This window comes from Brevibacillus sp. GCM10020057 (genome assembly GCF_042683565.1).
Taxonomy (GTDB): domain Bacteria; phylum Bacillota; class Bacilli; order Brevibacillales; family Brevibacillaceae; genus Brevibacillus.
Genome location: NZ_JBHUJW010000043.1, coordinates 275,038 through 287,816, shown reverse-complemented (window position 1 = coordinate 287,816; position 12,779 = coordinate 275,038). Strand labels below are relative to the sequence as shown.

Genomic DNA, 12,779 nt, shown 5'->3' with positions numbered 1-12,779 from the left:
CTTCATCCTTCCTCGGGCAGCGACCCTGCGTTTTCTTGCTCGAAATAATACAGGGATACTGCGGTATCTCCATATTTGGCAAAACGGTCTTTCACGCACCGGCCGATCTCTTCCGGCAGCTCGACCTCGGCATCGTGCTCCGCGACGATCCACGCGCCGTCCGCAAGCAGTCCCAACTCTTGAAACAACCGGATTTCTTCGGCAATTTTCTGATGAGCGTACGGCGGGTCGAGAAATACCAGATCAAACGCTTGCTTGCGCGCCGCAAGCGACCTGATCGCCCGGTCCGCCTCCATGCGCAGCAACTCCGCACTGCTCTCCAGCCTGCACAGGGAGACGTTTTGCCGGACGACGGCAAACGCCTTGGGGTCGCGCTCCACAAAAACGGCCCGCTCTGCCCCCCTGCTCAACGCCTCGATTCCCAGGCCACCCGTGCCGGCGTAAAGATCCAATGCCCATCCTCCGTCGAAATACGGTCCGATCATGTTAAAGATCGATTCCTTCACTTTGTCTGTCGTAGGCCGCGTCCCTTTTCCGGGTACAGCCGTAAGCCTACGCCCTTTGTGTTCACCTGCGATGACCCGCATTCTGATTCACCTGTCAATGATTGATGTACTCGTATGCAGAGAATGATTTCATACTATCACAACTGCCAAAGGGCGTAAAATTGCAAGTGGTAAAATTATGCTGGCAGGGATGTATAAGTGGCAAACAAATGGGAAATGACTATGGATAGCGACGCAACGGTGTCGCTGACAACCGCGGAGAAGACTTACGTTTCCCCATAAGCTCTTCCTCCGGTTTCTCCTCTCCCATAATTGAAAGGCGTTCACTTTGGCGCACGGCGTGTCTGATAGGAGCATTCCGTGCCATCTCTCCCCACGCGGGAGGAGTTGAACGGCTGCCTCGTCGCCCTTGGGCGATGGGGTATTTTTTTTGTCTTCGGGCAAAATAGGACACAGGGCTGCCGTGCAACTTGGCAGCCAGCCTGCAAGTGAACCTTCGCCCGAAAAGGAGTGTGCTGATCTTGGCCGAAAAGCAGCCGTCCAAACAGAAGCTGGAAGCATCGAAAGCCCAATCCATCGCAGACCGCACCGGTGAGGGCGCAGATCGAGCAAGGCAAATGCAGTCTGCCGCCGACCAGTCGGACATCGTCAAGCACGGACAGTAATCGCACCGAGCCAGCCTGCAACTGCGGCTGGCTGCACGCATTCCCATTCACAAGCTGGCGGATGCCTGCAATTCCCTTCCCTCTCCCGCGTCTTGCAGGCGAATACTACTTTCAGGAGACGCAGACGGGAGGTTTGAGATGCAAACGGTTTGGAAAGGCTCGATCAGCTTCGGACTGGTCAATATCCCTGTACGCATGTTCACGGCGACACAGGAGCGCGACATTCGGTTTCGTCAGCTGCACAAAGACTGTCATACCCCGATCAAATACGCCAAGATGTGTCCCCATTGCAACCGCGAAATCGATGCCAGCGAGATCGTCCGCGGGTACGAATACGAGAAAGGCCGCTTCGTCATCATCGACGACAGCGATCTGGAGGAGATCACGCCAGATACCCGGCGCGCCATCGAAATCCTCGAATTCGTCGACTTGAAAGATATTGACCCGATTTATTTTGACAAAAGCTATTTCCTCTCTCCGCACGAGACTGGCGACAAAGCGTACGCCCTGCTGCGCTCGGCCATGGAGCAAACAGGCAAAATCGCAGTGGCCAAGGTCACGATGCGCAACCGCCAGAGCCTGGCTGTCGTGCGCCTGTACGAGCATTGTATCATGCTGGAAACGATTTACTATCCGGATGAAGTCCGTCCGGTAAGCCAGGTGCCTGCCCTTCCCGAAGCGAATATCGCGCTCGCGGAAAATGAGCTAAAAATGGCGACCGAGCTGATCAACAACATGACAGTGCCTTTTGATCCGGGCAAATACACGGACGAGTACCGGTCCGAGCTGCAGGCATTGATCGAGAAAAAGCTGGAAGGACAGGAGATCGCCACATCGCCAGCAGCACCCAGGGCGAACGTGATCGACCTGATGCAGGCCTTGAAGGAAAGCCTCGCCGCAACGGCAGGCAGCAGCACGGGGCCAGTCAAGCTGGAAGCCGAGCCGACGCCAAAGCCAGAGCCAGCCAGGAAAAAGCCGGCCCGCAAACGATCAGTTGCGCCCGACAGCGCGAAAGAAACGGTCCCTGCAAGGCAGGAGGCAGGCGGCTCTGGCCACGGGACCACGACCAAGGCGCTGCGCCGCAAAAAAACGACAGGCTAAGCCAGGAAAGGCTGCCACTCGGGCGAGATGCATTGGAAATGCCTGCTTTCCCATACTGCGACAGAAAAAACCTGTCCATGCCCCGGACAGGTTTTTTGTTATCGCTGTATCGCTTTCTTGATCGGCTCAATGTGAATATGCACCGTATTGATTTTGTGTACCCTTTTCATCCGCTCTTCGATTTTCTCGGTGATGGTGTGGCTCTCGACGACGTTCAGCTCCGGATCGACGTGGATGACGACATCCACGAGCACGCTGCTGCCGTGGTAGCGGGCCTTGATGTCGCTGATTTCTTCCACCCCGGCGATCCCGGAGATGGTGCCGCGCAGCTGCTGCAGCAGGTCCTGGTCAAAGCCGTCCGTCAGCCGATGCGTCGACTCCCGGAATATATCCCAGGCGGTCTTCAGGATCATCAGCCCGACGACGAATGCCGCCAGCGGGTCCAGCCAATGCAATTGAAACTGTGCGCCCGCCACCCCGGCGAATGTCCCGATGCTGACCAACGCGTCCGAGCGATTGTCTGCCGCTGCCGCCATCAGCGCCTGGCTGTTCGTCTTCTTTGCCAGCGACCTGTTGTAGAGGTAGACGCCGTACATGAGAGCAGACGTAAAGAGCGCCGTCCACCCCGCCAGCATGTCCACAGCCGCATGAACCGGATGAAAGAGAGACGGAACCGCATCCGTCACCACCTGTATCCCCACGAACAGCATGATAAAAGACGCGATAAGCGCAGAGATCGTCTCTGCCCGAAAATGACCGTACGGGTGGTCCTTGTCCGGCGGCTTTCGGGAAATGCGCAACCCGATCAAGACGGCGACAGAGGCGATGACATCCGTCGAGTTGTTCAAACCGTCTGCCATCAACGCTTCGGAGCCAGCCAGGACGGCGATTCCTATTTTCAACGCCGAGCAGAATACATAGGCAATAATACTGACCCATGCTCCACGTTCCCCTTGCTTCATATTCGCGTACACATCCACAAGCCATCACCTCAAAAATCCCAGTTGTCGAACATTCGCAGATAGAAAAAAGAACGCTTCCTGTTGTCTGCCATATCCGACCCTCATCGTAACAGACGATGTTCGAGTGGGTCTACAGAAACAGTTTTAGCCCGGTTCACGACTATAGGAAGGGGGAAAATGTGTTGCACGCCTACAATCTTTCTGTCAAACTTTTGCTTGAAAAAGGAAATGGAAATCGGTATGCTGTTGCTGTCAAGCAAAATGAAAATGAGCACGGGAGCTTGGGAAAACCAGGCTGAGAGGACGGCTGTTCTGCTGTCGACCGTTGAACCTGAACTGGGTAATGCCAGCGGAGGAATTGTCATATACGGCAGGATCAATACTGCGTATTCTTTAGGGTACCCGTATTCGTCCTTCTCTCGCGTCTGGCGTCGCATGCTCCCATGCGGCGCTTTTTCGTAGCGCGAGGATTCTTTCGCCTCCCCGCAAGGTTCACGCACTGTGCAACCATGACAAGGAGGTTTTCTTATGTCCAAAACCAGCAACTCCCCACTCACTCTTTCACCCGTCGAGCCGTTCCCCGGCAGCCGCAAAGTTTATTTGCCGGGGAGCACGCCTGACATCCAGGTGCCGATGAGAGAAATTGCTCTGCATCCGTCGAAAGGTACGCACGGCGAAGTTCCGAATCCGCCGCTGCGCGTCTACGACACCAGCGGCCCGTACACAGATCCACATTTTGTCCCCGACCTGCAAAAAGGGCTCCCGTCGCTGCGCGCGCCATGGATTGCAGCGCGGCAGGATACGGAAGCGTACGAGGGACGTCCCGTGCAGCCATTGGACGACGGGCTCAAAGGCGGGGCTGCCGCCCGACAGTACCCTGTATTTCCCAAGGCGGGACAACGACCGCTGCGCGCCAGGGAAGGCCGGGCCGTAACTCAGCTGCACTACGCGAGACGTGGGATCGTAACCCCGGAAATGGAATTCGTCGCGCTGCGGGAAGGGGTCTCCCCCGAATTCGTGCGGGAAGAAGTCGCACAGGGCCGCGCCATTATTCCGGCCAACATCAACCATCCGGAAAGTGAGCCGATGATTATCGGCCGCTCCTTCCACGTCAAGGTCAATGCCAACATCGGGACATCTGCCGTCTCCTCCTCCATCGGAGAGGAAGTGGAAAAAATGATCCGGGCTGCCCGCTGGGGTGCCGATACGATCATGGATTTGTCCACGGGGCCGCACATTCATACGACGCGCGAATGGATCTTGCGCAACAGCCCCGTCCCCATCGGGACTGTCCCGATCTATCAGGCGCTGGAAAAGGTGAACGGAAAGGCAGAGGATCTGACCTGGGAAATCTACCGGGACACCCTGATCGAGCAAGCGGAGCAAGGGGTGGATTACTTCACCATCCATGCCGGCGTGCTGCTGCGATACATCCCGCTCACGGCAAGGCGCGTGACTGGCATCGTCTCCCGGGGCGGTTCCATCATGGCCGCCTGGTGCCTCGCCCATCACGAGGAAAACTTTTTGTACACGCACTTTGAAGAAATTTGCGAAATCTTGCAGCAGTATGACATCGCCGTCTCGTTGGGAGATGGCTTGCGGCCGGGGTCGATCGCTGACGCGAATGACGAAGCGCAGTTTGCCGAGCTGACGACGCTGGGCGAGCTGACAAAAATCGCCTGGAGCTACGATGTTCAGGTCATGATCGAAGGACCAGGTCACGTTCCGATGCACCAGATCAGAGAGAACATGGATAAGCAGCTGACCATCTGCCACGAAGCGCCTTTCTATACGCTGGGGCCGCTGACGACAGACATCGCGCCCGGCTACGACCACATCACGTCAGCCATCGGAGCCGCCATGATCGGCTGGTTCGGCACCGCCATGCTTTGCTATGTGACGCCCAAGGAGCATCTCGGCCTGCCGAACAAGGAGGATGTCCGGAATGGACTGATCGCCTATAAAATCGCAGCCCACGCCGCTGACCTGGCAAAAGGCCACCCGCGCGCAAGAGAGCGCGACGATGCCTTGTCCAAGGCACGTTTTGAATTTCGCTGGACCGACCAGTTCAACCTCTCCCTCGATCCGGAGCGCGCCCGCGAGTACCACGATGAGACACTGCCGTCAGAAGGAGCGAAGTCGGCGCATTTTTGCTCCATGTGCGGACCGAAGTTTTGCAGCATGAAAATCACCCAGGATATCCGGGCATACGCGCAAGAGAAGCAACTGACCGACGCGGAAGCACTCAAGGAAGGCATGAAGGAAAAAGCCGAACAGTTTCGTTCGGAGGGAAACCGCCTGTATTTGTAACATCCCACTTTTCGGCAAAGGGAGGAGTGCCGCATGGAGGAAGCAATCCGGCTGCGCGAGGAAATTTTGCGCCTGCAAAAGGCCATTTTGGAGCATCAGCGCCAGCTGCTCCTGCTGCAGCAAAACTGCGCGCATTCGTTCCGCGAGGGCCTGCTCGCCCGCACCTGTGAGAAATGCTTGCTTACGGAAAGTTTGTACTACTAGCCGGTGACAAGAGCGGATAACGCGAAAAAGGGACGTCTTACAAGTCGACTTTTGCCTTGAAGACGCCCCTTTTTTGCTCATTTTTTATTCGTTCATGAACCGCACGCTGCCTTTGCCCAGATCGCCAAGCCGCCAGAGGGCAATCTTGCGGTAGCCTTCTTCCCGGACGAGATTTGCCCATGTCTGGAGCGTCGTATCATCTGCGTACCAAACTGTGTGCTTGCGGTTGTCTGCATCGAGGTACTGAAAGTGCAGGCTCCCGCTCGCGTTGTCCCTTCTGGGCATCTCCAGGCTCGAGTTCGCCAGCTCTGACGCCTGTTTCTCCGTCAGGGCGGCGACCTCCCCCCCGCCCGCTTCCGGCCAGTCAAACCCGCCTGCTGACAGGGCAATGACTTTTTCTCCCGGCACCTTTTTCATCCGCTTCGCCAACTCTGTGATAAAAGCCCGATCCGCCTTCGGTCCAGGACCGGCTTGCGGGCCGTGCAAGTTGTACGCCATCATCACGTAGACCGGCCCTTCCGGCAGCGAGATATTCTCAATCGGCGTGCGCGGCTCGAGAACTACCCTGAGCGTCTTGTCCTGTTCGTGCAGACGCTGGTACAGCTCCCTGTAAAAGGCGAGCACGCGGGGCCAGTCCTGGTCGGCAATCTGCTCGTAGTCGATCTCGACACCATGAAAATCATAGGTGGTCACGGCCGCCATGATTTGATCGATGTGCTTTTTGCGGCTCTCCGGCGTCGCCAGCAGCCGCGAGACGACAGCCGGGTCTTTTTGCTGGGTCGAACCGTCGCGGCGCAGCTGGTCGTTGACAATCGTCAGATCGACATGCACCAGACTGCTTTTGCGGGAGATCTCCTGCACGATGGGCAGCCCTTGCTGAAACCGTTCCGTAAACAACAGGTTGTCCGACTCGTCGAAATAGGCCGCGAACATCTGGACGCTCGTCAGACCGCTTGTCATTCCCTGCAGATCGTCGGCTCCTGCCCGCCATTGCCAATCGACTACCCAGGCGGTTTTCTCCAGAGGCTGTTCGGCTGCCGCCACGGTTTTTATCGTATCCGGCGCATGGTCTGTGCCACATCCTGCCGCCAACAAGCACAGCACCGCCATGGACACGGCCAGCGGCATCCATTTCCTTCGCGTACCGTTCTTTTCTGTCACCTGTCTCGTACCCCTTTTCCCTCTGCTCAAAATGTATCCATCACCCAGTCAATGATCGCGGATGGCACTTGCTTGATCTCGTTCCACACTTTTTCAAGGCCGGTGTACGTATTATGAAACAGCACGCCGCCCTCGCCCGCAGCATCTTTTGCCAGCGCTGTGACACTCACGTCTGTAAATACGCCATCGTAAATGTTGTCCTTCTTGTTTTTTTCGCTGCTGGATGCTTCCAGTGCGACGCCGCCGCTTGCGATGGCGCTGTCGACAGTTTGCCCGTTTACGATGACTTTCTCATCCACAGAAACCGTCAGCTTGTCACCCTGCAGCATCATGTCCAGCTTCCGGGTATTCTGGATGCTTTCAGGATAGCCTGCGTCCTCGATCGGGCCGCCTGCCACCGCCTCTGCTTTGGAGTAGACAGTCGCTCGGTCGTAAATCAACTCATCCGGATTCCACTTCACTTCATTCAACGGGGCGGAATACAGCTGCTCCACGCGCGGGTTTCCCGGCTTTTTCTGTTCGACGGCCAGCACATTGTCGCGCAAGACTACCCGGACAAAAGAGCCCTGTTTCCGGTCATACCGCAAGTAGATCGCCTGCTCCCCGACGACATTGCCCTCCAGCTTGGTCGACACCTGCAAATCCCGGCTGTCGGAAGAATTGTTCAAATACAGCAACCCGTTGTCTCCGGGCGGCGAAGTGAGCACGATCTGGTTGCCTGCAAATTCTCCTGCGCCGCCGAGCAGTTGCCACTGCGCTGCCTGCTGCTCGGCTCCCTGAACGAACTTCATCTTCTGTTGTGTATCCTCCTGAAGCTTCATCAGCAGATGGTTCGTGTGCCAGTATGGTTCCGGCTGCACCCTCGTCAAGTCGTAGAGGTTGTCCTTGCGCGTATTGTAGGCAAAGCCTTCGCGGTTGAAATGCATGGCAAACAGCTGGTGAATATTCGCATCGTTGACATCGGCGACCAGTCGGTTCATCCCCTTGTACAACGTATTGGCGTGCATGATCATGTACAGGCGCGGGACGAAGCCGAGACTGCTGGTGTAAATCTCCTTCATCTGGTTGTAGTCCGCTGTAATGCGCGCTTCCATCTGCGCCCGATCCTCGACAGGGATCATGTTGCTGTCCCGGATGAAGTCCATCAGGTAGTGGTTGTAGGTCGCGATGTTCCCCTTGGAAGGCAGCTGATCTTCATCTCGTACCCCCCAAAAATTGCCGGCGCGATCAAACACGTTGATATAGGTCAGCCGATAGCCATTTGTGCCGAGTTCCCAGTAGCCGGTCTCCTGCATGTTCAGCAAATCTTTGGGCTGCAACAGCTTGTTGTCGTAGCTGCTCATCTTGTTGGCATAGGTCAGAGCCGTCGCCTTGTAATTGTACTTTTCCAGCAGCGGCTGGACGAACAGGTGCGTGTCGGCGTGGCCGTCCTCGAAAGCCAATAGCAGCGCCTTGTCCGGGAGCGGCTTGCCCTTTAGGTAAAAATCCAAAATATCTTGCTGGGAAATCGTCTCGTACCCCTGCTGCCTCAAGGCACGAAGCTGCTCGTCCAGACGGTCCTTGGCGATGAGCCTCGACGTCCCCTCTCTTCCGACGCCGAAATAGGAAATGGCAATAAACCCTTTGTCGTTGCGCCACTCCGCCGAGTTCGCTGCCGCGTAATGTTTCGTATCAAAAACAGCGTGGTACAGCAACCCTCCGACCATCAGCAAAATGGCGAACTGCAAAATCGTCCGTCTGACTTTCCTGCGGTTTTTCCTTTTCACATCCAGGGCGAGGTTTCGTTTTCCCCTCATATTCGCTGCCCCCCACATTCCATGAATCTCGCTGCGCGAAGGCTAAAATGGCAGCCTGAAGCCTCTCTTGCCCTTTTGCTTGCGGGCTTCTTTGCGTTGTCGTGCCTCGATATCTTGCGGTGTCTCCCGCGTCCCCCAGGTCGATTTCCAGAAAGTGAACCAGGCAATCGGCATCTGCCACAACAGGACAAACTCATAAAAGACGCAAAAGACCACCCCGAAGACCCACAGCTTGCTCTTGCGATACAGCAGATGAGCCAAACTCATGAGCAGAGCCATCAAAAACAATCCCAGCAAAAACGTAGCGGGAAAAACGTGATGAACGACCGGCACGTACATCAGATTGTACAACACGATTACCGGAGCGGCGATGGGGACGATCACTCCGATGTAAAAGAACAGCGCCATGAACGGCTCCTTTTTCCAGATGAACGCGCTCGCCCGCAGCGATTCGCGCAGCCACGAACGCTTCCAGCGCATCTGCTGCTTCAGGAAAACGCCCATGTCGGAAGGCACGATAGTGGAGCAGATTGCCGAATCCTGATACGACGTGCGGTGCGTTTTCAAAATAAAGTTGGTCATGCTCCGGTCGTCGCCGAACGTCGCGGGCTGTCCAAGGAACGTTTGCGTCAGCCATGCCTCGGCATGCTGGACAATCAGCTCCTTGCGATAACAGGAGAGCGGCCCGGACAAGCATGTCACGCTGTCAAACCACGCTTCGGCGGCTTTCATGATGCGAAAGGCAATGTAGTAGCGCACCGTCTGCAGTTTTGTAATCGAATTCGTAAACTTGTTCTCGACATCGGTTCGCCCGGCGACGCCGCCCATTTTCGGGTCCTGGAAGGGCTGTACCAGATGGCGGATGGCGTTTGGCTCCAGAAAGCTGTCCGAGTCCACGAATACGACCAGATCGTGTCTGGCCATCTCCACGCCTTTGACGAGCGCCACCCGTTTCCCGCCGTTCTGTTCGAGGACGTGCATTCGCACGCGTTCCCTCGTCTTGTATCGCTCGGCCTCTTTGTGGATCAAGGAGATGATTTTTTCGATCTGTTCGACGGATTTGTCCGTGGAGCGGTCGTCCACCACAATGACTTCCAGCTTGTCGATCGGATAGTTCTGATTTACACAGCTGACAATCGTTCGGTGAATCCACTTCTCTTCATTGAAGCACGGGATGATGATCGACACCCCCGGTGTGAAATCCGGATTGATCGGCACATCCCGATAGAGAGCTCCGAACAGATAGCGCGTCAGCAGGAACGCTGCCGAGGTCAGGCTGTACAGGTATAGCAGGGCATTGTATTTGAAGTACACGATGCTCTCGGCCCGCATCAGCATAATGAGAAGAGACGCCACCAGAAGCAGCGTGCTCGATGTATAGACGGCATAGCCCCACCGTTTCTTTTGAAAATACACGGTCAACGGTCTCGCAAATTCAAAGGCGACCATCAGCTTCTCCTGTTCGCCTTCTACTTTGGTGAACGAACGGACTACGGTCGCGTCGATGTTGACGGACAGTTCAAACCCTTCCGGCATCGTACCCGGCGGGATTTCACAGTGAATGCGGAGCATTTTTCCGATCGCGACATGCTCCGCGACCGCAGGGCCGAATTCCACCAGGATTCCCGTCGAAGAAATGTCGACTGCGCGCCCCTTCCATCCGCCCTTGTTCTTCTGCCGCCGGGGATAGATCACGACCTCAAAGTCTGCCGTATATCGCAGGCTTAGCATGCGCAGCTTGTCCAAGTATTCCGGATCGGCCAGATTGCCGCGCCTTACCTGATCTTCCCTGACGCCTCTGCGATCCGCCTTGGTCCGGATATTTTCGGGATCGGGCACGTTGGACAGCAGCCTGCGGTCACTACGGGAGACAGTGAGGACTTCTTCCCCCGGGACACTTTTCTTCTTTTTCTTCAGAATCACGGTCGCCCACTCCCATCGAACTTACAAGCTCCAGTAATGATAGCCGCTGCGCTCGAAACTGTCACGAGAGTAGACTCCTTTTATGTCGAACATGACTTTTTTCGGGCGGTTCCCGAAAATGGCCGCATAGTCATCGACGGTCATGCGCGCAAACAGCGTGTGGGGAACAGCGACGACAACGACGTCCAAGTCTCGCAGAGCGTCAATGGCGGACAGTTCGATACCGTATTCCTCATACGCCTGCTGCGGATTGACCAGCGGGTCTACGACAAGCGGGGAGATCCCGTACTCTTGCAGCTCGTTGATGATGTCCGTCACTTTCGTGTTGCGGATGTCGGCACAGTTCTCCTTGTAGGCAAGCCCCAGTATGCCCATTTTCACATGCTCCACATCGAGCTTGAGGCGAACGACGGTCTTGATGATCTGTTCCGCCACGAACTTGCCCATGCCGTCGTTGATATGGCGTCCGGCGAGGATGATTTTCGAGCGGTAGCCGCTGTCCTCCGCCTTGTACGTCAAATAGTACGGATCGATCCCGATGCAATGCCCGCCAACCAGTCCAGGGGAGAACTTGAGAAAGTTCCACTTCGTGCCGGCTGCCTGCAAAACGTCCCTGGTGTTGATCCCCATCTGATGAAAGAGCATGGCGAGCTCGTTCATAAACGCAATGTTGATATCGCGCTGCGCATTTTCGACCACCTTCGCCGCTTCGGCCACCTTGATGCTCTCTGCGCGGTACACACCGGCCTGCACAGCCAGTCCGTATACGCGCGCGACAATGTCCAGCGTCTCCTCATCCATTCCCGAGACAATTTTCACAATGTTTTCAAAGAGGTGAACCGGATCGCCCGGATTAATGCGTTCCGGCGAGTAGCCGACTTTGAAATCACGGCCGCACTTCATGCCGGATTCGCTCTCCAGAATGGGCACGCAAATTTCTTCCGTCACGCCCGGATAGACCGTCGATTCAAAGACGACGACAGAACCTTTTGGCATTTGCCTCGCCACCATCCCTGTCGCCTCCTGCACGTAGCGCAAGTCAGGAACATTGCCGCTTTTGACCGGAGTCGGGACGGCTACAATGAAGAAACGCGCTTCGCTGAGCCTCGCCGGATCATCGGTAAACTCGATGGCAGTTGCCCGCAGGCGCTCCTCCTCGACGCTCCCGTCCGTGCAAATTCCGCGGCGGAAATCCCGCACTTTCTGACGATTTACGTCAAAGCCGAGCACCTCCGCTTTTTCCGCAAGCGCAACAGCTACCGGAAGCCCCACGTAGCCAAGTCCGACGACCGCGATTTTTGCCTGACGATTGACAATTGCTTCATACAGGTTCATGTCCTCCTCGTCTCCCCTCACCAGTTGTGCAAATACAGGCTGAACCCGAACACTGTCTCTCCCCGTTTTGGGCCGCGGCCTGCCTGATTTCGGAGCAGATTTGGCCGTACGGGACATGGACAGTTTGAGCCGACTCAATAGGTTGTTCTCGACCTTCTGTCTCCGGGACGCAATCTCGCTGGCCAGCGCGAGTTCCGTGCTGTCCGTGACAGACGATCCTGTTTGTTCTATCGCATCTTCATTTTATAGGAATTAAGTCCTTAATGCATGAGTTTTATTCTTATTTTTTAGTAATATCGTACCAAAAAAATATCCGAACAATAAAATATAATAGGTAATTATACCCATTCCTCTTAGCCATTCGACATCGCGCAATCGGGATGAAATGTTGTGAGGTAAGCAAAAAAAGCCGAGCCCCGTGGGGAGACTCGACCTCTTTTCACTCGCGGATGGACTTCGCCGTAAGCGGCAGCCCTTCTTTGTAGTAAAGGGAAGGAGACAGCAAGATAAAGAAAATATGGGTATTCCCGTAGCCGTACGGACTGATAATGTCGTGAATCGCACGGGCAATCGCATCGTGCTTCCTCTGCTCTCTCTCGAACATGAGTATCTCCAGCGAGAGCGGGCTATTCGTGATCGGTTCGGCATGCAGCAGCTCGATCTTTACTTTTTCCTCCGCAACTTCCGCTAGTTGGGCAAATTCTTTCACAATGACGGGAGAAACCGTTTGCAGCCACTCTTTCTCAAAGCCCTTAAATCGAAGAAACGGCAAGACAATTCCTTCTTTCCCTGTACATGATCGCAATCATGACGAAA

11 protein-coding genes and 1 riboswitch are annotated in these 12,779 nt (G+C 55.7%); of the genes, 4 read left to right on the top strand and 7 right to left on the bottom strand.

Annotation, left to right across the window (positions count from 1 at the left end; genetic code table 11):
• Positions 1–2: 2 nt before the first annotated feature.
• Positions 3–587 carry a 16S rRNA (guanine(966)-N(2))-methyltransferase RsmD gene (gene rsmD / locus ACFSO0_RS15030; protein WP_376881593.1) on the bottom strand — a complete coding sequence of 195 codons (585 nt, stop codon included), beginning with the start codon at positions 585–587 and terminating at the stop codon, positions 3–5.
• A gap of 440 nt (positions 588–1,027) precedes the next feature.
• On the opposite strand from rsmD, the gene ACFSO0_RS15025 reads away from it, so the two are divergent.
• A complete protein-coding gene (locus ACFSO0_RS15025) occupies positions 1,028–1,171 on the top strand; it encodes a hypothetical protein (RefSeq protein WP_376881592.1) in 144 nt (47 codons plus the stop codon).
• 138 nt (positions 1,172–1,309) lie between these two features.
• Positions 1,310–2,272 (top strand): non-homologous end joining protein Ku, encoded by a 963-nt coding sequence (gene ku, locus ACFSO0_RS15020; protein WP_376881591.1) that lies wholly within the window; start codon positions 1,310–1,312, stop codon positions 2,270–2,272.
• 98 nt (positions 2,273–2,370) lie between these two features.
• Here ku and ACFSO0_RS15015 read toward each other — a convergent pair whose 3' ends face one another.
• Positions 2,371–3,252: a cation diffusion facilitator family transporter gene (locus ACFSO0_RS15015; protein ID WP_376881590.1), complete on the bottom strand. Its 882-nt coding sequence runs from the start codon at positions 3,250–3,252 to the stop codon at positions 2,371–2,373.
• Positions 3,253–3,497: 245 nt separating this feature from the next.
• Positions 3,498–3,610: riboswitch (TPP riboswitch) on the top strand.
• 152 nt (positions 3,611–3,762) lie between these two features.
• Between ACFSO0_RS15015 and thiC the strand changes: the two genes are divergently transcribed.
• Both thiC and ACFSO0_RS15005 read left to right on the top strand, forming a co-directional pair.
• Entirely contained in the window at positions 3,763–5,544 is a 1,782-nt protein-coding gene (gene thiC, locus ACFSO0_RS15010) for a phosphomethylpyrimidine synthase ThiC (RefSeq protein ID WP_376881589.1), read from the top strand.
• A 33-nt stretch (positions 5,545–5,577) separates the two neighbouring features.
• Positions 5,578–5,748, top strand: coding sequence for a hypothetical protein (locus ACFSO0_RS15005; protein ID WP_376881587.1), 171 nt, complete (start codon positions 5,578–5,580; stop codon positions 5,746–5,748).
• Between the two features lie 84 nt (positions 5,749–5,832).
• Here the strand turns inward: ACFSO0_RS15005 and ACFSO0_RS15000 are convergent, their stop codons facing one another.
• The 5 genes from ACFSO0_RS15000 to ACFSO0_RS14980 form a co-directional block, all read right to left on the bottom strand.
• Positions 5,833–6,909 (bottom strand): glycosyl hydrolase family 18 protein, encoded by a 1,077-nt coding sequence (locus ACFSO0_RS15000; RefSeq protein WP_376881586.1) that lies wholly within the window; start codon positions 6,907–6,909, stop codon positions 5,833–5,835.
• Positions 6,910–6,935: 26 nt separating this feature from the next.
• Positions 6,936–8,705: a polysaccharide deacetylase family protein gene (locus ACFSO0_RS14995; RefSeq protein WP_376881585.1), complete on the bottom strand. Its 1,770-nt coding sequence runs from the start codon at positions 8,703–8,705 to the stop codon at positions 6,936–6,938.
• 42 nt (positions 8,706–8,747) lie between these two features.
• Positions 8,748–10,625, bottom strand: a complete 1,878-nt coding sequence (locus ACFSO0_RS14990; RefSeq protein WP_376883205.1) for a glycosyltransferase family 2 protein — start codon at positions 10,623–10,625, stop codon at positions 8,748–8,750.
• Between the two features lie 24 nt (positions 10,626–10,649).
• On the bottom strand, positions 10,650–11,963 hold the full coding sequence (locus ACFSO0_RS14985) for a nucleotide sugar dehydrogenase (RefSeq protein WP_376881584.1): 1,314 nt from the start codon (positions 11,961–11,963) through the stop codon (positions 10,650–10,652).
• A 439-nt stretch (positions 11,964–12,402) separates the two neighbouring features.
• Positions 12,403–12,735, bottom strand: coding sequence for a DUF1904 family protein (locus ACFSO0_RS14980; RefSeq protein ID WP_376881583.1), 333 nt, complete (start codon positions 12,733–12,735; stop codon positions 12,403–12,405).
• Between the last annotated feature and the right edge of the window lie 44 nt (positions 12,736–12,779).

Excerpts from the sequence above, each read along its gene's own strand:
- ACFSO0_RS15005 (WP_376881587.1), top strand. The coding sequence starts at position 5,578 with ATGGAGGAAGCAATCCGGCTGCGCGAGGAAATTTTGCGCCTGCAAAAG.
- thiC (WP_376881589.1), top strand. The coding sequence starts at position 3,763 with ATGTCCAAAACCAGCAACTCCCCACTCACTCTTTCACCCGTCGAGCCG.
- rsmD (WP_376881593.1), bottom strand. The coding sequence starts at position 587 with ATGCGGGTCATCGCAGGTGAACACAAAGGGCGTAGGCTTACGGCTGTA.
- ACFSO0_RS14995 (WP_376881585.1), bottom strand. The coding sequence starts at position 8,705 with ATGAGGGGAAAACGAAACCTCGCCCTGGATGTGAAAAGGAAAAACCGC.
- ACFSO0_RS14985 (WP_376881584.1), bottom strand. The coding sequence starts at position 11,963 with ATGAACCTGTATGAAGCAATTGTCAATCGTCAGGCAAAAATCGCGGTC.
- ku (WP_376881591.1), top strand. The coding sequence starts at position 1,310 with ATGCAAACGGTTTGGAAAGGCTCGATCAGCTTCGGACTGGTCAATATC.